This is a genomic window from Pseudomonas sp. AF03-9, assembly GCF_020515815.1.
In the GTDB taxonomy this organism is placed as follows: Bacteria; Pseudomonadota; Gammaproteobacteria; order Pseudomonadales; family Pseudomonadaceae; genus Aquipseudomonas.
Genome location: NZ_JAHPJF010000005.1, coordinates 147906 through 169955 on the forward strand (window position 1 = coordinate 147906; position 22050 = coordinate 169955).

At 62.6% G+C, this 22050-nt stretch carries 19 protein-coding genes and 1 riboswitch; of the genes, 13 read left to right on the plus strand and 6 right to left on the minus strand.

Annotated elements, in window-relative coordinates:
* The first annotated feature begins 50 nt into the window (after positions 1-50).
* Genes LIY36_RS10020 through LIY36_RS10050 form a run of 7 tightly spaced genes read left to right on the plus strand, consistent with a single transcriptional unit; the run spans position 51 to position 8102 of the window.
* Positions 51-1808: a carbamoyltransferase family protein gene (locus LIY36_RS10020; RefSeq protein WP_192298286.1), complete on the plus strand. Its 1758-nt coding sequence runs from the start codon at positions 51-53 to the stop codon at positions 1806-1808.
* Positions 1792-2922, plus strand: coding sequence for a glycosyltransferase (locus LIY36_RS10025; RefSeq protein ID WP_226455580.1), 1131 nt, complete (start codon positions 1792-1794; stop codon positions 2920-2922). The genes LIY36_RS10020 and LIY36_RS10025 overlap by 17 nt, the downstream gene beginning before the upstream one ends.
* Complete coding sequence (locus LIY36_RS10030) at positions 2922-3818, plus strand: antimicrobial resistance protein Mig-14 (RefSeq protein ID WP_226455581.1); 897 nt, start codon at positions 2922-2924, stop codon at positions 3816-3818. Before LIY36_RS10025 ends, LIY36_RS10030 begins: the two co-directional genes overlap by 1 nt.
* On the plus strand, positions 3815-5188 hold the full coding sequence (locus LIY36_RS10035; RefSeq protein ID WP_226455582.1) for a PIG-L family deacetylase: 1374 nt from the start codon (positions 3815-3817) through the stop codon (positions 5186-5188). Before LIY36_RS10030 ends, LIY36_RS10035 begins: the two co-directional genes overlap by 4 nt.
* 17 nt (positions 5189-5205) lie before the next feature.
* Positions 5206-6162: a glycosyltransferase family protein gene (locus LIY36_RS10040; protein ID WP_226455583.1), complete on the plus strand. Its 957-nt coding sequence runs from the start codon at positions 5206-5208 to the stop codon at positions 6160-6162.
* A 46-nt stretch (positions 6163-6208) separates the two neighbouring features.
* Entirely contained in the window at positions 6209-6970 is a 762-nt protein-coding gene (locus tag LIY36_RS10045; RefSeq protein ID WP_226455584.1) for a glycosyltransferase family 2 protein, read from the plus strand.
* Positions 6971-7016: 46 nt separating this feature from the next.
* Positions 7017-8102 carry a glycosyltransferase gene (locus tag LIY36_RS10050; protein ID WP_226455585.1) on the plus strand — a complete coding sequence of 362 codons (1086 nt, stop codon included), beginning with the start codon at positions 7017-7019 and terminating at the stop codon, positions 8100-8102.
* On the opposite strand, the gene LIY36_RS10055 is transcribed toward LIY36_RS10050, so the two are convergent.
* Entirely contained in the window at positions 8091-8657 is a 567-nt protein-coding gene (locus tag LIY36_RS10055; RefSeq protein WP_192298279.1) for a toluene tolerance protein, read from the minus strand. The genes LIY36_RS10050 and LIY36_RS10055 overlap by 12 nt on opposite strands.
* Positions 8658-8807: 150 nt before the next feature.
* Between LIY36_RS10055 and LIY36_RS10060 the strand changes: the two genes are divergently transcribed.
* The 4 genes from LIY36_RS10060 to LIY36_RS10075 all read left to right on the plus strand — a co-directional run bounded on the left by LIY36_RS10060 (position 8808) and on the right by LIY36_RS10075 (position 14294).
* Complete coding sequence (locus LIY36_RS10060) at positions 8808-9986, plus strand: O-antigen ligase family protein (RefSeq protein ID WP_226455586.1); 1179 nt, start codon at positions 8808-8810, stop codon at positions 9984-9986.
* 8 nt (positions 9987-9994) lie between these two features.
* On the plus strand, positions 9995-11803 hold the full coding sequence (gene msbA, locus LIY36_RS10065; RefSeq protein WP_192298277.1) for a lipid A export permease/ATP-binding protein MsbA: 1809 nt from the start codon (positions 9995-9997) through the stop codon (positions 11801-11803).
* A gap of 147 nt (positions 11804-11950) precedes the next feature.
* Positions 11951-13375, plus strand: a complete 1425-nt coding sequence (gene hldE / locus LIY36_RS10070; RefSeq protein ID WP_192298276.1) for a bifunctional D-glycero-beta-D-manno-heptose-7-phosphate kinase/D-glycero-beta-D-manno-heptose 1-phosphate adenylyltransferase HldE — start codon at positions 11951-11953, stop codon at positions 13373-13375.
* Positions 13368-14294 carry an NAD-dependent epimerase/dehydratase family protein gene (locus tag LIY36_RS10075; RefSeq protein ID WP_226455587.1) on the plus strand — a complete coding sequence of 309 codons (927 nt, stop codon included), beginning with the start codon at positions 13368-13370 and terminating at the stop codon, positions 14292-14294. The genes hldE and LIY36_RS10075 overlap by 8 nt, the downstream gene beginning before the upstream one ends.
* Before the next feature lie 140 nt (positions 14295-14434).
* Here LIY36_RS10075 and LIY36_RS10080 read toward each other — a convergent pair whose 3' ends face one another.
* Genes LIY36_RS10080 through LIY36_RS10095 form a run of 4 tightly spaced genes read right to left on the minus strand, consistent with a single transcriptional unit; the run spans position 14435 to position 17811 of the window.
* Complete coding sequence (locus tag LIY36_RS10080; RefSeq protein WP_226455588.1) at positions 14435-15394, minus strand: metal ABC transporter ATPase; 960 nt, start codon at positions 15392-15394, stop codon at positions 14435-14437.
* Positions 15395-15435: 41 nt separating this feature from the next.
* Complete coding sequence (locus LIY36_RS10085; RefSeq protein ID WP_192298273.1) at positions 15436-16248, minus strand: aldo/keto reductase; 813 nt, start codon at positions 16246-16248, stop codon at positions 15436-15438.
* Positions 16245-17420, minus strand: a complete 1176-nt coding sequence (locus LIY36_RS10090) for an NAD(P)/FAD-dependent oxidoreductase (protein ID WP_192298272.1) — start codon at positions 17418-17420, stop codon at positions 16245-16247. Before LIY36_RS10090 ends, LIY36_RS10085 begins: the two co-directional genes overlap by 4 nt.
* A 55-nt stretch (positions 17421-17475) precedes the next feature.
* Positions 17476-17811, minus strand: a complete 336-nt coding sequence (locus LIY36_RS10095; protein ID WP_192298271.1) for a DMT family transporter — start codon at positions 17809-17811, stop codon at positions 17476-17478.
* A gap of 102 nt (positions 17812-17913) precedes the next feature.
* Here LIY36_RS10095 and LIY36_RS10100 point away from each other — a divergent pair, with 102 nt between their 5' ends.
* Positions 17914-18804 (plus strand): LysR family transcriptional regulator, encoded by an 891-nt coding sequence (locus LIY36_RS10100; protein WP_226455589.1) that lies wholly within the window; start codon positions 17914-17916, stop codon positions 18802-18804.
* Positions 18805-18827: 23 nt separating this feature from the next.
* Positions 18828-20105 (plus strand): lipid IV(A) 3-deoxy-D-manno-octulosonic acid transferase, encoded by a 1278-nt coding sequence (waaA, locus tag LIY36_RS10105; RefSeq protein ID WP_226455590.1) that lies wholly within the window; start codon positions 18828-18830, stop codon positions 20103-20105.
* A 137-nt stretch (positions 20106-20242) separates the two neighbouring features.
* Here waaA and LIY36_RS10110 read toward each other — a convergent pair whose 3' ends face one another.
* Positions 20243-21682 (minus strand): TolC family outer membrane protein, encoded by a 1440-nt coding sequence (locus tag LIY36_RS10110; RefSeq protein ID WP_192298268.1) that lies wholly within the window; start codon positions 21680-21682, stop codon positions 20243-20245.
* A gap of 194 nt (positions 21683-21876) precedes the next feature.
* Positions 21877-21982: riboswitch (TPP riboswitch) on the plus strand.
* Positions 21983-22050: the final 68 nt, after the last annotated feature.

Consider the following 22050-nt stretch of genomic DNA (forward strand, 5'->3'; position numbering starts at 1 on the left):
TTTTCGCGGCGTAACCCGCCTGCATGCAGACTAAAAGAGGCTAGACCCCTGTGGCATTGACGATTCTTGGCCTGTCCGGCGCCCTTAGCCATGATCCTTCCGCAGCCCTGTATATCGACGGCAAGCTGATCGCGGCCGCCGAAGAAGAGCGCTTCGTACGCGACAAACATGCAAAGAACCGCATGCCCTACGAATCGGCGAAGTTCTGCCTGGAACAAGCCGGTATCAAGCCCTCCGACGTTGACGTAGTGGCGATCCCGTTCGCCCCGATCAGCCTGTTCGGCGAGGCGCGCTGGCACTACGCCAAGCGTTACTGGTACGCCCCGGACCGCGCCCTCGACGCGATCCTGATGGGCAACCGTCGCTACAAGCGCTATCGCAACAAGATCGTCTGGTGCCTGGAGCAACTGGGCTTCGATCCGAAGAAAATCAAGATCGAGCCGGTTGAACACCACCTGGCCCACGCTTCCAGCGCCTACCACTGCTCCGGCTTCCAGGAGAAAACCGCGATCCTCGGCATCGACGGTAAAGGTGAGTACGCCACCACGTTCTTCGGTTATGGCGAGAACGGCAAGATCCACAAGATCAAGGAATTCTACGATCCGGACTCCCTCGGCGGCCTGTATGGCGCGATCACCGAGTTCCTCGGTTTCGAGATGCTCGACGGCGAGTTCAAGGTCATGGGCATGGCGCCGTACGGCGACGCCAGCAAATACGATTTCTCGCGCCTGGCCTCGTTTGAAAACGGCGAGCTGGTGATCAACACCGACTACGCCAACGTCATCGGCCTGCGTCGCTACAAAGAGAAGGGCAAGGGTTTCTACTTCTCGCCGAAACTGATCGAGTGGCTGGGCCCGAAACGCGAAGGCGACATCGCCGACGAGCCTTACATTCACTACGCCGCCAGCATGCAAGCACTGTTCGAAAAGCTGGCCTTGCAGATGATCGACCACTACCTGGGCGACATCCTCAAGGACACCGGCAAGCTGGCCTTCGCCGGCGGTTGCGCGCTGAACGTCAAGCTGAACCAGAAAATCATTGCCCGCGACGACGTGAAAGAGCTGTTCGTGCAGCCGGCGTCCGGCGATGCCGGTACTGCGGTGGGCGCGGCGGCCTACGTGTCCCACGCCCGGGGTGTACCCGTGGAGAAGATGGAACACGTCTACCTCGGCCCGTCCTACAGCAACGAAGACGTGATCGCGGCGTGCGCCAAGCACGCGAGCAAGCCGGTATGGCGCAAGATCGAGAACATGCCTAAACGCATCGCCAAGATCATGGTCGACGGCAACCCGGTGGCCTGGTTCCAGGGCCGCATGGAGTTTGGCCCGCGTGCCCTCGGCGGTCGTTCGATCATCGGTTGCCCAAGCGCAACCGGCGTGGCTGACCGTATCAACCACCAGATCAAGTTCCGCGAGCGCTGGAGGCCTTTCTGCCCGTCGATGCTCGACACCGTGGCCCCGCAGATGATCAAGGTCGATCACCCGGCACCGTTCATGACCTTCACCTTTGAAGTGTCGGAAGAGTGGAAGACCCGCGTGCCGGAAGTGGTCCATGAAGATGGCACTTCCCGCGCCCAGGTGCTCAAGCGCGAATACAACCCGCGCTACTACGACATGATGAAAGAGCTGGAAGTGCTGACCGGCAACGGCGTGTCGCTGAACACCTCGCTCAACCGTCGTGGCGAAGCGATGATCTGCTCGCCGAAAGACGCGCTGGACATGTTCTTCGGGTCCGACCTGCAGTACCTGATCATGGAAGACATCCTGGTGGTCAAGGACGGCGTGGACCCTTATGACTCGCTCGGCTGATCGCCACGTCCTGCAGTTCTGCCACGGCTATGACGGGCCGTTCCTGGACTGCGCGCGGCAGTACGCCAGTTTGTTCGCAGGCTCCGGCTACAAGGTGACCACGGTGTTTCTCACCGGGGTCGCCGACCCTGAGGTCGCGGCCGGTTGCGCCTCTGATGAAGTGTTGTTCATGGAGTTCAGCTCCAAGGCCATTCGTGGCTTGAAGCTGGGCGCCATCGCCGAGATGCGCAAGATTGCCGCATCGCGCAACTTCAGTTTCTGTATTGCGCACCGCGCCAAGCCGATCTACGTCGCCTTACTCGCCACGCGTTTGCAGGTGATCGGCGTGCATCACGCCTTTGGTGACTACCAACGCCGTGGCCGCCGCCTGTTCGCTTCGATTTTCCGCAAGCGCCTGAGCTTGCTGGGTGTCTCCGACGCCGTGCGCGACGACATCCGCCGTTGCCTGCCGAACTGGCCGGCGGCGCGTATCCAGACCTTGTACAACCGCATCGATGTCGAGGCCATGCAGGCCCTGCAAGTCTCGAGGGACGAGGCGCGGGACGCCCTCGGGCTCTCGCCGGATGAGTGGGTGGTCGGCAACGTCGGCCGCCTGCATCCGGACAAGGACCAGGCCACGCTGCTCAAGGGCTTCGCCCTGGCCTTGCCTCGGTTGCCCGCCGAAAGCCGCCTGGCGATCCTCGGCACCGGCCGCCTGGAGCAGGACCTCAAGGAGCTGGCGCGTGAACTGGGGATTGCCGACAAGGTCCTGTTCCTCGGCCAGGTGCCGGATGCGCGTCGCTATTTCCGCGGGTTTGACGTGTTTGCCCTGAGCTCCGACCACGAGCCGTTCGGCATGGTGCTGCTTGAAGCCATGGCCGCCGGTGTACCGTTGCTGGCCACCGCTTGTGGCGGCGCCAAGGAAGTGGTCGAAGGCGTGGGCATCCTGTTCCCCTTCGGCGACGCCGAGCACCTGGCCCAAGGCCTGGAGCACCTGGCCGCGATGGATCAACACCAGCGACGCCAGTGCGCCGAGTTGATGCTGGAGCGTCTGCACGCGCGCTTCTCGGATCAGGCGGTACGCACTGCTTTCTGGCAACTGCCACACGTTATTGAACTGACCGCGAGGGCTTGATGCTCAATCGATTCCAAGGCTGGCGCGAGCGCGGCTGGACCGTCGTCGATGCACCTGCCTACAGCCAGGCCTGGCAGCGTTTTGGCGGCAGCGTCGCGACGCATCCGCAAGTGATCGAACGCCTGGCCGGGCTGGCGGCTATTCCGGTGCGCTACCTGGCCTGGGAACAGGCCGGTGAACTCAAGGCGTGCATTGCCACCTGGGGCCGCGACTTGGCCTTGTCCAAGGACGTGCTCAAGCGCAGCGGCAAGAAAGGCCTGTTCGACCTGGGCAATGCCGAGATCATCCTGCCGGCCGCTGCCGATGCGCAGGCGCCACTGCGCCAGCGTGGGCGTTACCTGTCGGAGCTCAATGAAGGCCGTTTCACGGGGCTCAAGCCCCAGGCCGAGCAGTTGGCCATGGCGCGCACGCCCGAAGACTTGTCGAAGAAATTCCGCTACAACCAGCGCCGCGAACTGCGCCTGTTGGAGGAGGCGGGCGGGGTGGTACGGCCGGTCAGCGAGTTTTCCAGCACTGAGCTGGCGTCGATCTACTGCGACCTGTTCCTGCGCCGCTGGGGCTTTGTCGCAACGGGGGCCGAGCGTTTGGCCGAGGTGATCGAATTGCTGCGCGAGTGGTTGATCGGCTCGGTGATCTTCCTCAACGATGCGCCTATCGCGATCCAGTTGGTGTACCGGGTCGAGTCGCCAGAGTGGATCAGCGTGGAGTACGTCAACGGCGGGGTCGACCCTGAAACCCGTGCCTTCAGCCCCGGCAGCGTGTTGAGCTTTCTCAACACCCAGAGCGCCTGGGAACAGGCCCGCGAAGTCGGTAAGCCGCTGCGCTTTTCGTTTGGGCGTGCCGACCGCGAGTACAAGGACCGCTGGTGCAACCCTGTGCAGGTGTTCAGCTCATGACTCGCAAGCAGCAATTGCTCAAGCGCCATCGGCGCAACAAGCGCATGGCGCTGTTGATTGGTGTGTTGCTGCTGGTGCTGATCGGCATCCTGGTGGCCTGGTGGTTGCCGTTGCTGTTGGCCGCGCTGGCCTGGGTCGCTCACGAAGCGTGGTTTGCCGACCACCTGTTTTATGCCCCCAACGAAGACTATCAATACCGCTTCTCGGCCGATGCCGAGTTACCCGGCGTGCGCCTGGAGAACGGGCGCTTGTTGCTCGATCAACCGGTCGCCGCAGACGCCACGCTGGTGCTGGCGATCACAGTCAAAAGCACCTGGCTGGGACGCTTTCTCGACCCGAACATTGCCCTGGGTGACGACCGCCAAACCTTTGAACGTGGGGTCAACGGCGTGCGTTATCTCAACCTCAGCGGTTTGGCGCTGGATCAGTTGCAGCTGCGCGGTCGCCATTGTCGCCTGCTCGGCACGCCGCGCCTGTGGGCCTGGACCCAGCCGGATTACAGCACCCAGCGTGTGATGGTCATCGCGCCCCACGCCGACGATGCCGAACTGGCAGCTTTCGGGCTCTACAGCCAGGCGCAAAAGCCGTGGATCGTCACCCTCACGGCGGGTGAAATCGAAGCCGAACACTATCAGCAGATGGGCCTGGACACGGTCGAAGCCGCGCGCATCAAGGGCCGCCTGCGCGCCTGGGACAGCATCGCCGTGCCGCTATGGGCGGGCGTACCCCAGGCACACTGCGTGCAACTGGGTTATTTCTGCCTGCAATTGCAAGCCATGCAGGCCGCGCCAGCCCAGCCCTTCGCCTCCCGTGAAGCCGAGCTGAGCGATGTGCGGCCGTTTCGCCAGTTCAATCCGTTCCCGCTGCCGTCGGATAGCGACGGCTTGCCGACCTGGAATAACCTGCTGGCCGATCTGCGCGCGGTGTTGTTGATGGCGCGCCCTGAAGTGATCGTGCTGCCGTACTCGGCGCTGGACCCGCACCCCGATCATATCTGCGCGCAGAACGCCGTCATGCAGGCCTTGCAAGGCCTGGAGTGGCAGCCAACCACGCTGCTGGGCTACGCCAATCATCTGCATGACAATGACCGCTGGCCCATGGGCGACGCTGGCAGTGGCATAGCCTTGCCGCCGCTGTTCGATGCAACCCAGGAGCTGCATCCGTGCAGCCTGCCGCTGACGTTGGCGCAACAGCGCGACAAGGCCATGGCACTGGGCATGATGCACGACCTGCAACCCGCGCCACCCTTCAAGCGGCGTGTCCGGCGGTTGTTGCAGCGTGTACTGGCCGGGCGCGCGCGTTCGCCTTACGGGGAGAACGAGTTCTTCCGCAAGGCGGTGCGGCGACATGAGTTGTTCTGGCGTTTGTGACCTGTGAAAGGAAGAGCATGAAAGTTTTATTTCTGGTGCAGAAAGAACAGCGCGCCATCCTAGATCGTCTTTACGAAGGCATCGCCGAGCATTGCGAATGCGATACCCGCTGGCTGAGCAGCGCCGAGCAGCGCAACCTGCGCGGCTACTTTCGCCGTGAGGTCGATGTGACCCGCTACGACCGCATCGTGTTCTTCCTGCGTTTCAAGCAGGAGATCCGCCAGGCCGGTTTTATCCGTACGATCCCCAATCTGGTGATCCTCGAACACGACGCCTACCAGAACTACATTCCCTGCAAATACACCGGAAAATTCAGCGCCCATTACCGCCGTTTACCCTGGGCGCGGGTGATCAGCTCGGGCTTCATGGTGACCGAGCGCCTGCGTGCGGAAGGCTTCGACGCGGTGTTCGTGCCCAAGGGCTACGACCAGGCGCTGTTGCAGCCGCAGGCGCGTGAGCGTGACATCGAGCTGGCGTTTGTCGGTAGCACCAATAGCGTGGCCTACAGCGGGCGCAAGGCGTTGCTCGATGAGCTGGCACGGGTCGAGCCGCTGGTGGTGACGCGTACCAAGTCGGGTGAGGAATACTGTGCGACGCTCAACCGGATCCGCTTTTTTGTCAGTGCCGACGTGGGCATGGGCGAATACATGATCAAGAACTTCGAAGCCATGGCCTGTGGTTGCGTGCTGCTGGCGTTTGACCAGGGCGAGGCGGAAAACCAGGCCCTGGGTTTCAAGGACAAGGTCAACGTAGTGTTCTATAAAGACATCCCGCAATTGCAGGAAAAACTCGCCGAGTTGCGCGCCAACCCTCAGTTGGCGGCGGATATTGCGCGTAAAGGCCAGGAGCTGGCTGTCAGCCAGTTCAGCTTTGCACGTATCGGCCAGCGTATTGTCGAAGTGCTGCAGCCACCTCTGCGGCCACGTGCGCCGTTGAGTTTGCTGGAAACGCTGCGCCTGAAACTGGGCGTGTAACCTCTGTCAGGCCGTCGATTGCGGTCATTTTATTGTTGGTGCCCACGTGCGATTTTCCGAACAGAGCGACATCACCCTTGTAGTGACCAGCTGCGGTCGCTTTGATCTGTTAAAGCGCACGCTTGAAAGCTTCGACGTGTTCAACACGGCTGACATCCGCGAGGTGTTCATCACCGAGGACTCCGGTGACGACGCGGTACGCCAGGCGATTCCGGCCCATTGGCAGGAACATTGCACTTTCTTCGTCAACCGCCCGAAGCTGGGGCAGTTGGCATCCATCGACCTGGCCTACGCGTCGGTGAAGACACCCTATATTTTCCATTGTGAAGATGACTGGGAGTTTTACCGCCCGGGGTTTGTCGAGGACTCCAAGACGGTGTTGGAGCTGCGCCCGGATGTGCTCCAGGTGTGGTTGCGCAACTTTGTCTATGACTTGCAGGTGCACAGCCCCTATATCCATCTGGGGCCGCGTGAGCTGATCGGTGGGGTGCCGTGCTACCCGCTGATCTCCGACAAGCCGGAGTGGCAGGCGTTTTCCCTGAACCCCGGTTTGCGCCGCCTCAAGGAGTACGCGTTGTGCGCGCCTTATGCCGGGTTCGAGGGCGAGAAGGGCTTGTCGCGGCGCTATGCGCAGTTGAACTTGATGGCCGTGACCCTTGAGGGCGATGCGGTATTGCACACCGGCTTCGGCTTGCATGTGTCGACCTCGGCCGAGCGCTTGAACAAGGCCAAGCGCAAGCGGCGCGAGCGGATCAAGCTGGTCGCCATGCTGTTGTTGGGCCTCGCCATCGGCTGGCTGGTCAATTGAGTTGCATGCACGCCTCCAGAACACCGCAGAAGGTTCGTATTATTCAATGAGCATCCTCAACGTCATGTGGGCCGGTGGTACTGCATTCGCTTCCGTGCAGAAGGTTCATCAGCAAGTGCTTGGCAGCGTCGACTGCGGTGCAGCCGTGCATACCTGGCTGCTTCAGGGCGGTGCACAAGCTGGAGATGGGGCGCTGGAATGGAATCTCTCATCGGCTCAGCTCAAGGGCCGTCACCTGTGGGCGTTGCTGCTGCCGCGCATGCGCGCGCGTTTTCGACGGGCGCTGCCGCAGGACGTGAAGGTCGTGCTGCTCGATGGCGTCGGCGTTGCGCGGGTGTTGTTGCCGGTGCTCAAGACCGTACCCGAGGTACGTGCTGTGGTGCTGTTTCACGGCATGACACGCCTGCGTCGCACGGATCGCAAGCTGTTCGAGCAATTCTCCGAGGCCCGACTGACCGTGGCAGCTGTGTCGCAGACCCTGGCCGACTCGTTGCAACGCGATTTGCATCGCCCGGTGGCAGTACTGCGCAGCGCCTTTGACCCCAGCGCGTTTTGCGCCGCGATGCTGTCCCGCGAGCAGGCCCGCGCGCAGTTGGGCCTGGCCGCAGACAACGCTCCGGTGCTGGGCGCCGTGGGGCGCCTGGTGGGCAGCAAGGGCTTTGCCTGTTTGCTGGATGCGTTTGCCGCCGTGACCTCGCGTCGGCCCGAGGCGCGCTTGGTGATCATTGGCGAAGGCACTGCGCGTGCGGAGCTTGAAGCGCAGATTGAGCACCTTGGCTTGCGCGGCAAAGTCTTCATGCCGGGGCACCTGGCGGACGCGGCGACCCTGTATCGCGCATTTGATTGGGTGGCGATACCGTCTTCGGAGGAGGGGCTTGGGTTGATCGTGCAGGAGGCCGTGATGGCCGGTGTGCCGGTGCTGACCAGCGAGCTGGCGGTGTTCCGCGAGCAATTGGCGGACGCTGGTTGGTATGCACCGGCTGACGCTGTCGACGCCTGGACGCAACTGCTGGAGCGCGCTTTTTCAACCAGCCCGCACGTCGCCGTGGCGGCTCAGTTGGCGGCGCTGGCGCCGGAACAGGCCTGGCAGGACTTCACCGCCACCGCCCGCCGGCTGCTCTCACCCCGGTAGTACGGCTTGTTCGAGCGCTTGCATCGGAAAGCGTTCGTTCAGCTTCTCGCGCGCAATATAACGGGCGAAGTGCTGCAGGTTGCGCTTGACCAGCGCCGGACTCAGCGGCGCACGCAGGAAGCGCAGGTCGGCCACGTCGATCAGGCCCATCTGGTTGTCCGGTGTCACGACAATGTTGCCCAGGTGCAGGGAGCGGAAGTAGATCCCGGCGCCATGCAGGCGGCGAATCAGCGTCACCAGCGGTTCCAGGTTCTGCTCCCAGTCAAAACCTTCCTTGTTGGCGATCTGGCGCAGCGTCTCGCCCGGTAGCGGGCGATACAGCACGGCGGTCATGCCGGGCGCGTCCAGCTGGAAGCTGTCGAGTACGGTGAGGGTGGGAATGCCGCGCTGTTGCAACCCGAGCGCGTTATCGATGAAACGCTTGGAGTACGGGCGAAACAAGGCGGAAGAAAAAAACCGCTTGCGACGAAACAGTTTAAGGATGTTCCCGTCCGTCAGCAGGTAGACTTTGGGCCCATAGCTGTCCTTCTCCAGGATTCTGGCGCCTTCAATCATCGTGTTTAGAGCGGCTTGGGGAAGCCTTGAACATTGCATCGTCAGGAAGCCTTGTGGGAGTCGCGGGCACATGAGTCGGCAATGATGCCGAAAGTTTTGGGTTTTAACCATGCCGGGGTGGCAGGTTGGCCGTAGTATTAGGAGCGGATGATGCAGGCAAGTCGTTGGGCGCAAGTATGGATGGGGTTCGGGTTGCTGTGGTTTTTACTGGCAATCGCCTTTGCGCCGACCAATAAGATCTATCAACAGGGGCTGACGCTGTTCTTGTGGCTGCCGGCCATGGTGTTTGCCTGGTCTGCCCGTGAGCAGCTCAAGCAGGTCTGGCAGGCTCAGCGTTGGGTCTACCTGGCGCTGGGCGTAATGGCGGCCTGGGGCTTGATCAGCCTGCTGTGGACCAATGCCGAGGACCCTTCCCGCGAAGCCAAGCGCCTGCTGTATATCGGCGTATTCCTGCTGTTCTTGCCGGTGCTTGCCCAAGGGCGCACCGAGCAGGTGGTTCGCCTGATGCAGTGGGGCGGCTTTGGCCTGGCGTTGTCGTCGCTGCTGGCGATGGTCAAGTTCTATGGCCTTCAAGGCAATGCCTGGGACGCTCGTCTTGAAGGGTTGGGGCAGCTGTCCCATCCGATCCTGGGCGCGTACGTCATTGGTCTCGCGGCTGTGTGGATGCTGCACTGGATGCCCCGTGGGCGCTGGATGCAAGTGGCCTTCCTGGCGGCGATCGGGCTGCTCGGCCTGTTTGTCGTGGCGAGCCAGAGCCGTGGTGCCGCGCTGGCCTTGCTGTTGAGCGTGGTGGCGATGCCGCTGTGGAGCCGCGACCGACGCAGTACGGTGATCGCGATCGCCGCAGCGGTGGCGGCGGTGGTGGTATTCGTGTCGATGCAATCGTTGATGCTGTCCCGTGGCGTGTCGTTCCGGCCGCAGATTTTCATGGCGGCGCTGCAGATGATTGGCGAGCACCCTTGGACCGGTCTGGGCCTGGGTGGTAATTACAACGTGGTCTGGAATGAGTTCCGCTTCGACCATTCCCACAACCTGTTCACCCACGTCGCCATCGAACTGGGCCTGCCGGGCCTGCTGCTGTGGTGCGCGGTGTGGTTCGGCGTGCTGTGGCAAGCCTGGAAAGTGCGTGACACCCATTACGGCAAAGGCCTCATCGGCATGTGGGTGTTCTCCACTCTGGCGATGCAGTTCGATGCGGCCAACCTCACCGGCACCCCGCGTGCCGAGTGGTTTATCACCTGGCTGCCGATCGCGCTGGTCAGCGTGTCGGTCTGGGCTCGGGCCAAACCCGGCGCTTGTGATAAAGTTGCCGCCCTACCTAATCAGTGAGCTCAACAATGAGTGACGCACCGCCTAAAGCGGAACAGGAATCCAGCCTGAAAATTTATTTCAGGCTGCTGGGATACGTGAAGCCGTACATCGGCATGTTCCTCGTGAGCATTATCGGGTTTGTGATTTTCGCATCCACCCAGCCCATGCTGGCCGGGATTCTCAAATACTTCGTGGATGGCCTGAGCAACCCGGACGTGGTGTTTTTCCCCAGTGTTCCGTACCTCAAGGACCTGAAACTGCTGATGGCCGTGCCGCTGCTGATCGTGCTGATCGCCGCGTGGCAGGGGCTGGGCTCTTTCCTGGGCAACTACTACCTGGCCAAGGTCTCCCTGGGGCTGGTCCACGATTTGCGGGTGCAGTTGTTCAACAAACTGCTGGTCCTGCCCAACCGCTATTTCGATACCCACAGCTCCGGGCACCTGATTTCCCGCATCACCTTCAACGTGACCATGGTCACCGGCGCCGCCACGGATGCGATCAAGGTCGTGATCCGCGAAGGCCTGACGGTGGTGTTCCTGTTCGGCTACCTGTTGTGGATGAACTGGAAGCTGACCCTGGTGATGCTGGCGATCCTGCCGATCATTGCCATGATGGTCGGCAGCACCAGCAAGAAATTCCGCAAGCAGAGCAAGAAAATCCAGGTGGCGATGGGCGACGTGACCCACGTGGCCTCGGAAACCATCCAGGGTTATCGCGTGGTGCGCAGCTTCGGTGGGGAGACCTACGAAGAGCAGCGTTTCGCCAAGGCGAGCATGAGCAACACCGAAAAGCAGATGCGCATGACCAAGACCGGTGCGGTCTACACGCCCATGCTGCAATTGGTGATCTACACCGCGATGGCGGCGCTGATGTTCCTGGTGCTGTTCCTGCGGGGTGACGCGACCGCCGGCGACCTGGTGGCCTATATCACGGCTGCGGGCCTGCTGCCCAAGCCGATCCGCCAGTTGTCGGAAGTCAGCTCGACGATCCAGAAGGGCGTCGCCGGTGCCGAGAGCATCTTCGAACAGCTGGACGTGGTGCCTGAAGTCGACACCGGCACTGTGGAAAAAGAGCGGGTCAGCGGCCACCTTGAGGTGCGCAACCTGAGCTTCACCTACCCCGGCACCGAGCGCGAAGTGCTCAAGAACATCAGCTTCATCGCAGCGCCAGGCCAGATGGTCGCGCTGGTCGGGCGTTCGGGCAGTGGCAAGTCCACCCTGGCCGCGCTGATTCCGCGTTTCTATCATCATGAAGTCGGCGAGATCCTGCTTGATGAAGTGGAAATCGAGGACTACCGCCTGCGCAACCTGCGCCGCCACGTGGCCCAGGTGACCCAGCACGTGACGCTGTTCAACGACACCGTGGCCAACAACATCGCCTACGGCGACCTGGCCGGCGCGCCGCGTGAAGACGTCGAAAAAGCTGCCCGTGATGCCTACGCCATGGACTTCATCGCCGAGCTGCCCAAGGGCTTGGACACCGAAGTCGGCGAAAACGGCGTGCTGCTCTCCGGCGGTCAGCGTCAGCGTCTGGCGATTGCCCGTGCCTTGCTGAAAAACGCACCGCTGCTGATCCTCGATGAGGCGACCTCGGCGCTGGACACCGAGTCCGAGCGGCATATCCAGGCCGCCCTGGACAAGGTCATGAAGGGTCGTACGACCCTGGTGATTGCGCACCGCTTGTCCACCATCGAGAAGGCTGACCTGATCCTGGTGATGGATCACGGTGAAATCGTCGAGCGTGGCACCCATGCCGATTTGTTGGCCCTGGGTGGCTACTACTCGCGTTTGCACGCCATGGGGCTGGACGAGCCGGCAACGGCCAACATCGTCTGACCGACCGGGGCGCGCAATGCGCCCCGTTTTTGTTCAAAAAGTGAGCAGTTGCGCGGTCGGATGTCTTACAGATAAAGCTCTCGAACTAGGCAGCGCCCACCCTGTGCTAATATCGCGCCCCTGTTCATTTTGTATGTGGGTTGCTCCATGAAGTTGTCCATGCCGCGATTCGATCAAGCCCCTGTCTTGGTGGTCGGCGATGTCATGCTCGACCGTTACTGGCATGGTGGTACCTCACGGATTTCCCCTGAGGCGCCGGTACCGGTAGTCAAGGTCGAGCAAATCGAAGACCGTCCAGGCGGCGCTGCCAACGTTGCCCTCAATATTGCCGCCCTCGGCGCCCCGGCCTCCCTGGTCGGCGTGACCGGCGATGACGAAGCCGCCGACAGCCTGGCCAACAGCCTGCGCGGTGCCGGCGTGCGTGCGCTGTTCCAGCGCATTGCCCATCAGCCGACCATCGTCAAGCTGCGGGTCATGAGTCGTCACCAGCAATTGCTGCGGATCGATTTTGAAGAACCCTTCGCCACCGACGCCCTGGCCCTCAGCGGTCAGGTCGATGCGTTGCTCGAAGGCATCAAGGTGCTGGTGTTGTCCGATTACGGCAAAGGCGCCTTGAAGAACCACCAGGCACTGATCCAGGCCGCCAAGGCCAAGGGCATTCCGGTGCTGGCCGACCCCAAGGGCAAGGATTTCTCGATTTATCGCGGTGCCAGCCTGATCACGCCGAACCTCAGCGAGTTCGAAGCCATCGTCGGCGGCTGCGCCGATGAGCACGAGCTGGTGAGCAAAGGCGCGGCATTGATGGCCGACCTCGACCTTGGCGCCTTGCTGGTGACCCGTGGCGAGCACGGCATGACCCTGCTGCGTCCGGATCATCCGGCGATGCACCTGCCGGCGCGGGCCCGTGAAGTGTTCGACGTCACCGGCGCCGGCGACACCGTGATCTCCACCCTGGCCGCCTCGATTGCGGCCGGCGAAGAACTGCCTCACGCCGTGGCCCTGGCCAACCTGGCGGCGGGCATTGTGGTCGGCAAGTTGGGTACGGCGGCCATCAGTGCACCGGAACTGCGGCGCGCCATCCAGCGTTCCGAAGGTTCGGAGCGTGGCGTGCTGGGGATCGAGCAATTGCTGCTGGCGATCGACGATGCCCGTGCCCACAACGAAAGCATTGTGTTCACCAACGGCTGCTTCGACATCCTGCATGCTGGCCACGTGACCTATCTGGAACAGGCGCGCGCCCAAGGCGATCGCCTGATCGTCGCGGTCAACGACGACGCGTCGGTCAGCCGCCTCAAAGGCCCGGGCCGTCCGATCAACAGTGTCGACCGTCGTATGGCGGTCCTGGCTGGCCTGGGCGCGGTGGACTGGGTGATCAGCTTTGCTGAAGGTACCCCGGAAAACCTGCTGGCCCAGGTCAAGCCGGACGTGCTGGTCAAGGGCGGCGATTACTCCGTCGACCAGGTGGTCGGTGCCGACATCGTCAGCGCCTATGGCGGCACGGTCAAAGTGCTGGGGCTGGTTGAAAACAGCTCGACCACGGCCATCGTCGAGAAGATTCGCAACAATGAGTAAGTGTGTCCTGATAACCGGCGGTGCGGGCTTTATCGGCTCGCACCTGGTCGATGCGTTGTTGGCCAAGGGCTACGGCGTGCGCGTGTTGGACAACCTGTCCACCGGCAAGCGCAGCAACCTGCCGTTGGATAATCCGCGGGTCGAGTTGCTGGAGGGTGATGTCGCCGACGCCGAGCTGGTCGCGCGTGCCGCGGTCGGCACGGCGGCGGTGGTGCACCTGGCGGCGGTGGCCTCGGTGCAGGCATCGGTGGATGACCCGGTCAGCACGCACCAGAGCAATTTCGTCGGTACGCTGAACGTGTGCGAAGCCATGCGCAAAGCGGCGGTGAAGCGCGTGGTCTTCGCCTCCAGCGCGGCGGTGTACGGCAACAATGGCGAGGGTGCTTCGATTGACGAAGAGACCACCAAGGCGCCGTTGACGCCCTATGCGTCCGACAAATTGGCCGGCGAGCATTACTTCGACTTTTACCGTCGCCAGCACGGTCTGGAGCCGGTGATTTTCCGCTTCTTCAATATCTTCGGGCCACGCCAGGACCCGTCCTCTCCGTACTCCGGAGTGATCAGCATCTTCAGCGAGCGCGTGCAGCAGGGCGTGCCGATTGCCGTGTTTGGCGATGGCGAGCAGACCCGTGACTTCATGTATGTGGAAGATCTGGTTGACGTGTTGGTGCAAGCCATTGAGGCGCCGGACGCGCCGTTGGGCGCGATCAATGTGGGCTGGAATCGAACGACGACGCTCAAGCAGGTGTTGCAGGCGCTGGAAGAGATTGTCGGCAAGTTGCCAGCGGTGACTTACGGGCCGGCACGTTCGGGGGATATTCGTCACTCGCGGGCGAATAATCAGCGCTTGTTGGCGAGCTTCAAGTTGCCCGAGCCTACGCCTCTGAAAGTCGGCCTGGAGCGCTTGCTCAACGGCTGACGCGATTATAAATGTGGGAGCGGGCTTGCTCGCGAAGGCGGTGTACCAGTCTCTGCCTGTGCGGGCTGATCCACCGCTTTCGCGAGCAAGCCCGCTCCCACATTTGGATTTGCGCCGGGCTTGGCATTGGAGTGGAGCCGCTAGCTGCTGGCCTTCTTCTTCGGCGTAATCTTGCGCAGCACCCGCTGGGCCAAACGCTTCAATTTCGATTCTTTCTCCGGCTCCGCCAAGCCTTGCTGGCGCAGCCAATCCTTCCAGCGAATCCGCTCCTCACGCACCAGCCAGCCTTCCTGCTGGGCGAAGCTTTCCGCCAGGTACAACCCGCGCGTACTGGCCGGGTACAGCTGATCTTTTTTGACGGTGTACAGCTCGGCCAGCGGCTGGCCGTCTTTCAACGGCATCAGGTACAGGTCCGGGCGCTGGCGGTCGAGGCGCGCCACCAACTGGTCGCCTTCCAGGCGCTCGTCCACATGGAACAGGCTCAGGGACTTGGCTTCCTTCGGCACTTCCAGGCGCAAGTCGTAGATCAATTGCAGTGACGCCGTGGGCAGGTGCACATAGGCCCGTGGGCGTTCGATCAGCTGAGTGGTCGCGCAACGCACCGGGCGAGCTGCGCCGGACAGCGGGCTGAGGCGAAACGGCAGTGCTTCGCGGTAATGCAGCGCGGCGGAGTAGGGCGCCGGCAGCCAGGTGTCGTTGAAGCGCCCGCCGAGCCAGCCTTCGGGCGTTTCCAGCAGGCACTCTTCGGCGATTTCCTGGATGGCGGTGTGCAGCGGCAGGTTCAGTTCGTGGGCGGGGACGTAGCCGGAGATCAGCTTGAGTACCACGTCGCCACGGTCCTGGCGTCGCTGGCGTACCAGCACCCAGTAGTCCTTGTTTTGCCAGTGCAGGGTCAGTCGTACCGACACGCCGAGGTTCGCCAGTTCCAGCACGAAACGCTCGGGGTCGGCCACCTCCACCGGCTTGCGCCGTTGCAGGGTCTGGGCGAAGTTGAGCGGCATGCCGACGCTCTGGTAGTTCAGTCCTTCGGGGGTGGCTTCGACGTGCAGCGGCAGTGTCTTGAAGTTGCTGGGGTTTTTTCGTATGAGCGTGCGCGCCATGTCGGCTCCTGCTTGCGACTGGGTCGGCCGCGTCGGCGGCATCAGAGTTGACGAATAACCTGGGCAGCGGTCGCCACGTTATGGGCCAGGTGCAGCGGATTGATGGTCCCGACAATAGCACTGGCAACGCCCGTTTGCGCAAACAACAGCATGAAACTGGCACGTATTGGATCCATTCCAGGCTCCAGGCAAACGTGGCCACTGGCCAGGGCTTTTTTCACCAGGATGCCTTTGCCGTGGGCGGCCGCATAGTCAATGACGGCTTTCTCGGCCTGTTCGTTCAAATTGTAGGTGACCATCGCGCAATCGCCCTGCTCCAGAGCCTTCACGCCGCCTTCGACGGTTTTCCCGGAAAAACCGAAACCGCGGATCTTGCCTTCCTGTTTCAGCTCGGCGAGGGTCTGGTAGACCTCGCAGTCGTTGAGGATATGCAGGTCGTTGCCGTCGGAGTGCACCAGCACCAGGTCGATAAAATCCGTTTCCAGTCGTTTCAAGCTGCGTTCAATCGACAGTCGAGTGTGGGCCGCGCTGAAATCGTGGCGGGACACGCCATTGTCGAATTCCTCGCCGACCTTGCTGACAATCACCCAGTCCTTGCGCTGGCCGCGCAGCAGCGGGCCCAGGCGCTCTTCGCTGCGGCCGTAGGCGGGTGCGGTGTCGATCAGGTTGATGCCCAATTGCTGGGCCTGACGCAGCAGCATCCGGGCTGCGTCGTCATCTGGAATCTGGAAGCCGTTGGGGTATTTAACCCCCTGGTCACGGCCCAGCTTGACGGTGCCCAGGCCCAGCGGCGACACCAGCAGGCCGGTGCTGCCCAGGGGGCGATGCAGGTCGTGCAAGGTCGGCAGGCTCATGGCAGCAGTTGCTCCCAGGCCGGTACGCCGATAGCGGGCTTTGGCAGCTCGGGCAGCGGCTCGCTGGCGGCTGGACGGATGCCATCACGTTCGAAGCTGTTGATCACCCGGTCGGCGAAGTCCGGCGCCAGTGCCAGTTTGGTCGGCCAGCCTACCAGCAGGCGGCCGTCCTCAAACACGAAGGCGTTGTCGGGGCGGCTCAGACCCGTTTGCAGCGGCTCGGCGCGGTCGACGCGCAGGGTGGCCCATTGGGTCTGGCTCATGTCGATCCACGGTAGCAATTGCGCCAGTTCTTTTTGCGCCGTTGCGATCTGTTCTTCAGGCGTACGTGCCACGCCATCGGCCTCGGCAATGTCGCCGCCCATGTACCAGACCCAGTTGCCATCGGCGGCCGGGTGGGTGGTCACGGTGAGGCGCGGCTTGGTGCCGCCGCCCAGGCAGTGGGCGTACAGCGGCTTCAGGCCGGGGCCTTTGGCGATGATCATGTGCAGCGGGCGTTTTTGCATCGCCGGCTTGCTCAAGCCCAGGCTGGTCAGCAGGTCGGCGGTGCCGCCACCGGCGCTCAGCACGATGCGCTGGGCACGGATCTCGCGGCCATCCACCTTCAGGCCCACCAGCTTGTTGCCGTCCAGCAGCGGCTCGATGTGCTGCCCGGCGAGCAAGCCGTCGCCGGCCAATTGGGCCAGGCGTTCGATCACACTGGGGACGTCCACCACGAGTTCGGCCAGGCGATAGACCTTGCCCTTGAAGCGGCGATCTTGCAGGGCTGGGGGCAGGTCGTCGCCCTTGACCTGGTCGACACGGCCGCGCACGGCCTTGCTGGCGAAGAAGCTGGTGAGGTTGCCGGCGAGCGTGCCGGGGGACCACAGGTAATGGGCCTGGGAGAGCACGCGCACGCCGGTCAGGTCCAGCTCGCCATTGCCCGCCAAGGCTTCACGCCAGCGGCGCGGCATGTCGGCGATGGCTTCGGAGGCGCCGGTGAGGGCGCCGTGCAGGGCGTATTTCGCGCCGCCGTGGATGATCCCTTGGGACTTCACGCTTTGCCCGCCACCCAGGGTAGCGTTTTCCACCAATACCGTGGAAAACCCCTGGCGGCGCAGGCGCGCATTCAGCCAGAGGCCGGCAACCCCGGCGCCGACAATCAGGACGTCGGTGGAAATAACGGATGGCATGGGCGACCTCAGTGTTCAAGACAAGAGGCGCAGTATACAGGCTGTTGCGTGGTGGTCAGTGCCCGGCGGTTTTCGAAAACAACTGGATCACCACCACACCCAGCACAATCAGGCCCATGCCGAGCATCGCCGGCAGGTCGAGTTTCTGCCCGTAGATGAACAGCGCTGCGACGCTCACCATCACGATGCCCATCCCGGCCCACACCGCGTAGGCCACGCCCACCGGCACGGTGCGCACCACCAGGGTCAGCATCCAGAACGCCACGCCGTAGCCGACGATCACCAGTAGCAGTGGGATAGGTGTGCTCCAGCCCTTGATGGCTTTCATCGAAACAGTGGCGATCACTTCCGAGCAGATGGCGATGGCCAGGTAGTAGTAGGCAGGGTTCATGGGTAATCCTCGGTGTGAAGCGCGTTTGATAATGTCGCCATTTTAGGGCTTGGCCAGATGGGGTAAAGTCATTACCTATCTGAATTGGAGATGGGTTGAAGCATGAGCGTGCAATGGAACCTGGAACAGATGCGCCTGTTTGTCAGCGTCGCCGAGCAGCGTTCGTTTTCGGCGGTGGCGCGCGGGCAGCGCAAGGCGCAGTCGGCGGTGAGTAATGGGGTTGCGCTGCTGGAGGCCGACCTGGGCGTCAGCCTGTTCGAGCGTAGTAGCGGCCGCCAACCGCGCCTGACCGAGGCCGGCACGGTGTTGCTTGAAGAAGCCCGGGAAGTGCTGCGCCAATGCGAGCGCCTCAACGGCCGGGCGCTGTCGTTGATGCGCGGCGAAGAAGCCTGCCTGCGCCTGGCCCAGGATGAGGCGATGCTGTATCAGCCGGTGCTGGACAGCCTGGATGCATTGGCCGGGCAGTTTCCCAACCTGGAAGTGCAGATTTCCAGCGCCGCCCAAGGCGATGTCGCACGCAAGCTGGTGGAGCGCAAGGCCGACCTGGGCATGTTGTTCTATCACGATCAGATCCCCGAGGCGCTGGAGCGGCGGGTGGTCGGCAGGGTGGAAATGGTCACCGTCTGCGGGCGCAATCACCCGTTGGCTCGGCAGAAAACCGTGGACTGCCAGGGCCTCGCGCAATACCGCCAACTGCTGATGTCGACCCAGACCAGCGTCTACCCCGGCAGCGAAGCTGCCAGCCCACAGGTGTGGCGTGCCGACAGCTTTTACGTGCTGGCCGAATGGCTGACCCGTGGCCTCGGCTGGGCCTGGCTGCCGCGGCATGTGGTGCAATACCCGACCTACCAGAACCAGATGGTCGAACTCGACAGTGAATGGACCCCGCCAGCGTTGGTGGTGGAGTTGGTCTGGCGCCGTGACGAGCCCCTCGGCCCGGCCGCACGTTTTCTGGCGGAACGTTTTGCCGAGTGTCTACGGGCGATTGACTGAAAAAGCCGATAAACTCCGCCGCCATGAATAGAACTCTCTACAGCTGTCTGTTTTACCTGGCGCTGCCGTTGGTGGCTTTACGTCTGTGGCTGCGCGCGCGCAAGGCCCCGGCCTATGCCAAGCGGGTGAGCGAACGTTTCTCCTATGGCTTGCCGGTGTTACAGCCGGGCGGGATCTGGGTGCATGCGGTGTCGGTGGGCGAGAGCATCGCCGCCGCGCCCATGGTGCGCGGGTTGCTGGAGCGTTATCCGACGCTTGTGATCACCGTGACCTGCATGACGCCCACGGGTTCCGAGCGCATCCAGGCGCTGTTCGCCAACGAGCCGCGCATCCAACACTGCTACCTGCCCTATGATTTGCCTTGCGCCGCCAAGCGCTTTCTTGATCGCGTGCAGCCGAAGCTGGCGGTGATCATGGAAACCGAGTTGTGGCCCAACCACATCCACGCCTGTGCCCTGCGCGGTATTCCCGTGGCGTTGGCCAACGGGCGGCTGTCGGCACGCTCGGCCAAGGGTTACGGGCGTTTCGCCAAGCTCACCGCGCCGATGCTGGCAGAGATGAGTCTGTTGGCCGTTCAGACGCAAACCGAAGCCCAGCGCTTTTTAAGCCTCGGTGCGCATCCGCAAGCCGTTGAAGTGACCGGCTCGATCAAGTTCGACCTGACCGTCGACCCCGAACTGCCGCAGCGCGCCGCCGCTTTGCGCGAACAATGGGGCGCCAGTGAGCGTCCGGTGTGGATCGCCGCCAGTACCCACGAAGGCGAAGATGAAGTGGTGCTCGCCGCCCATCGCCAGTTGCTCGACAGCTATCCCAATGCGTTATTGATCCTGGTGCCGCGCCATCAGGAGCGTTTCGGGCCAATGTTCGAGTTGTGTGGGCAACAGGGATTCGCCACGGTGCGCCGTTCCACGGGCGATCCCGTCACCTCGCAAACCTCGGTGTTGCTCGGCGATACCATGGGCGAATTGCTGTTTCTGTATGCCTTGGCCGACAGTGCCTTTGTCGGCGGCAGCCTGGTGGCGACTGGTGGGCATAACCCGCTGGAGCCGGCGGCGTTGGCCAAGCCGGTGATCATGGGGCCGCACGTATTCAACTTCCTCGAAATCACCGCGATGATGCGTGAAGGCGGGGCGTTGCGGCAGGTGGATGATGCCCAAGGGTTGGCTGAGGCGGTGCGGCAGTTGTTCGAGTTGCCGCAGGATGCGCGCAGGATGGGGCAGGCGGGGCTCAAGGTGATGCAGGCGAACCAAGGTGCTTTGAAGCGTTTGCTGGATGGTTTGAGCAGACTCATCACCCACTGACAATAGAGGTCAAATGTGGGAGCGGGCTTGCTCGCGAAAGCGGTGGGTCAGCCTGCACATGTGGCGACTGATACACCGCCTTCGCGAGCAAGCCCGCTCCCACACAAGCCAGCTCCCACATTGGTTTTGCAGTGTTATCAATATCCCGGTCGGGCTTTTAGCTGCTCGGCAGCAGCCTTGGCCAAATCCGGCGGCAGGAAGTCGCGGTCCGGGTTGTAGTCCGCCTTCAGATAACGCGCCAGATCCTGCAAATCCCCCGGGTTCAACGTCCCCGCCGCCTGCTTCAAGCGCAGGTTGTCGAGGATGTAGTCATAGCGGCTGTTGTTGTAGTTGCGCACCGACGAGTACAGCTGGCGCTGCGAATCCAGCACATCGACGATATTGCGCGTACCCACCTGATAGCCGATCTCCGTGGCTTCCACCGCGCTCTGGTTGGAGATGATCGACTGGCGACGCGCCTGCACCTGTTCCACATCGGTGTTCACCGCGCGGTGCAGGTTGCGTGTGTTTTCCACCACCTGGCGGCGCAGGCCTTCGCGTTGCTGCTCGGTCTGGTCCAGGCGCGAATAGGATTCGCGCACTTGCGAGCTGGTCAGCCCGCCGCTGTAGAGCGGGATGCTCAGGCGCAGGCCAATGGTGCGTTGGGACACATCGCCGCCGTACGGCACCGGCAACTGGTTGGGGTTGCTGAAGCCGAGCGCATCGTTATCGCCTTTTTCGTACTGCGCCACGGCGTCGAGGGTCGGCGCGTGGCCGGCCTTGCGCTGCTTGAGGGTTTCTTCGGCGGCGGTGACAGCGTAGTTGCTGGCCAGCAGGTTCAGGTTTTGGCGCCCGGCGGTTTCGACCCAGGATTTGGCGTCGTTCGGCAGCGGCGGCAGTACCGGCAGGGTGTGGACGATGCCCTGAATCGAGTTGTACTGGCGATTGGTCAGGGTGATCAGCGCTTCGAACGCGTCTTCCACCTGGCGCTGGGCGAGGATGCGGTTGGCGCGGGCAGTGTCGTAGCTGGCCTGGGATTGCAGCACGTCGGTCTTGTCCGACAGGCCGACGTCGAAGCGTTCGTTGGACTGGTCCAGCTGGCGCTTGAAGGCATTTTCCTCGGCCTTGGTGGAGGCCAGGTTGTCCTGGGCGCGCAGCACGGCGAAGTAGTTTTCGGCGCTTTGCAGGATCAGGTTCTGTTCGGTGGCCGAGAGTTGCAGCGCGGCCTGTTCGTTGACGGCTTCGGCGGCTTGCAGCTGGAACCAGCGGTCGGCGCGGAACAGCGGCTGGCTCAAGGTCGCGCGCCACGAATGCGCATCGCGATTGGCAGTGCCTGATGGCTGCGAGAGCTGGGTGCGCACGTTGTTGCTGTCGGCACCGGCCGACAGGTTCGGCAGCAAACCGGCGCGGGCCTGTGGCACCACTTCTTTTTGCGCGCCGTATTGGGCGCGGGCGGCCGCCAGGTCAGCGTTGTTGTTTACCGCTTCCTGGTAGACGCTGACCAAGTCAGTGTTGGCGGACAAGGGCGCTTCTGCTGCCCAAACCATTCCATTGGTCGCACAAGACACGGCAAGAGCCAGTGAGAGTTTGCGCAGCATGAGGCGTTCCCTGATCAAATATTACGGCGATAATTTGTCGGCCAAGGCTACGGCCGCAGCTTCAGAGCGTCAAGCCTTGGAGCCGTACCGAGTGTAGTGGCGCGATCACGGCACAACAATCCTGCAATTGCGCCATTCATCATGCTGAATGCACCGCCATTGGCAATTTGCCTACGCCATGGTCTAGACTGGCCGCGTTCTTGTCGGGGTGCCTTGTTGGAAGGCTGAGATCGGTAAATACCGGATCCCGTTGAACCTGATCAGGTTAGCGCCTGCGTAGGGAACAAGATTTCTCGTCACCCGGCGAGTCCTCTTGTGCTTCGTCCGGGATGCTGTTCGACAATCGAACAGCCCTCGTGCGCCAAGCA

Excerpts from the sequence above, each read along its gene's own strand:
- LIY36_RS10075 (WP_226455587.1), top strand. The coding sequence starts at position 13,368 with ATGAGTAAGTGTGTCCTGATAACCGGCGGTGCGGGCTTTATCGGCTCG.
- LIY36_RS10060 (WP_226455586.1), top strand. The coding sequence starts at position 8,808 with ATGCAGGCAAGTCGTTGGGCGCAAGTATGGATGGGGTTCGGGTTGCTG.
- LIY36_RS10030 (WP_226455581.1), top strand. The coding sequence starts at position 2,922 with ATGCTCAATCGATTCCAAGGCTGGCGCGAGCGCGGCTGGACCGTCGTC.
- LIY36_RS10050 (WP_226455585.1), top strand. The coding sequence starts at position 7,017 with ATGAGCATCCTCAACGTCATGTGGGCCGGTGGTACTGCATTCGCTTCC.
- LIY36_RS10040 (WP_226455583.1), top strand. The coding sequence starts at position 5,206 with ATGAAAGTTTTATTTCTGGTGCAGAAAGAACAGCGCGCCATCCTAGAT.
- LIY36_RS10095 (WP_192298271.1), bottom strand. The coding sequence starts at position 17,811 with ATGAACCCTGCCTACTACTACCTGGCCATCGCCATCTGCTCGGAAGTG.
- msbA (WP_192298277.1), top strand. The coding sequence starts at position 9,995 with ATGAGTGACGCACCGCCTAAAGCGGAACAGGAATCCAGCCTGAAAATT.
- LIY36_RS10100 (WP_226455589.1), top strand. The coding sequence starts at position 17,914 with ATGAGCGTGCAATGGAACCTGGAACAGATGCGCCTGTTTGTCAGCGTC.
- LIY36_RS10085 (WP_192298273.1), bottom strand. The coding sequence starts at position 16,248 with ATGAGCCTGCCGACCTTGCACGACCTGCATCGCCCCCTGGGCAGCACC.
- hldE (WP_192298276.1), top strand. The coding sequence starts at position 11,951 with ATGAAGTTGTCCATGCCGCGATTCGATCAAGCCCCTGTCTTGGTGGTC.
- LIY36_RS10055 (WP_192298279.1), bottom strand. The coding sequence starts at position 8,657 with ATGATTGAAGGCGCCAGAATCCTGGAGAAGGACAGCTATGGGCCCAAA.
- waaA (WP_226455590.1), top strand. The coding sequence starts at position 18,828 with ATGAATAGAACTCTCTACAGCTGTCTGTTTTACCTGGCGCTGCCGTTG.
- LIY36_RS10025 (WP_226455580.1), top strand. The coding sequence starts at position 1,792 with ATGACTCGCTCGGCTGATCGCCACGTCCTGCAGTTCTGCCACGGCTAT.
- LIY36_RS10110 (WP_192298268.1), bottom strand. The coding sequence starts at position 21,682 with ATGCTGCGCAAACTCTCACTGGCTCTTGCCGTGTCTTGTGCGACCAAT.
- LIY36_RS10090 (WP_192298272.1), bottom strand. The coding sequence starts at position 17,420 with ATGCCATCCGTTATTTCCACCGACGTCCTGATTGTCGGCGCCGGGGTT.
- LIY36_RS10035 (WP_226455582.1), top strand. The coding sequence starts at position 3,815 with ATGACTCGCAAGCAGCAATTGCTCAAGCGCCATCGGCGCAACAAGCGC.
- LIY36_RS10080 (WP_226455588.1), bottom strand. The coding sequence starts at position 15,394 with ATGGCGCGCACGCTCATACGAAAAAACCCCAGCAACTTCAAGACACTG.